Genomic DNA, 215 nt, shown 5'->3' on the forward strand with positions numbered 1-215 from the left:
ATAACGCCGTCGCTGAAGCCACTTTTAAGACCATCAAAATAGAGTTCGTTCAAGGTGTGGTTTTCGCTAACCAACACGAACTTGACCTTCAACTGTTTGATTATATTCACTGGTTTAATCATATTAGAATTCACGGATCACTAGATTACTTGTCACCCATCGAATACAAGTTAAGAGACCTTAAAAAGATTGTTTGATTTAGTGTTGACATTCCA

General features: G+C 36.7%; 1 protein-coding gene. It reads left to right on the plus strand.

Going from position 1 to position 215, the window contains the following annotated elements; translation table 11 throughout:
- On the plus strand, positions 1–197 hold a 197-nt coding region (locus ACHABW_RS26125; RefSeq protein ID WP_435759967.1), incomplete at its 5' end, for an IS3 family transposase.
- Between the last annotated feature and the right edge of the window lie 18 nt (positions 198–215).

Source organism: Salipaludibacillus sp. CF4.18 (assembly GCF_051262595.1).
GTDB classification, from domain to species: domain Bacteria; phylum Bacillota; class Bacilli; order Bacillales; family Salisediminibacteriaceae; genus Salipaludibacillus; species Salipaludibacillus neizhouensis.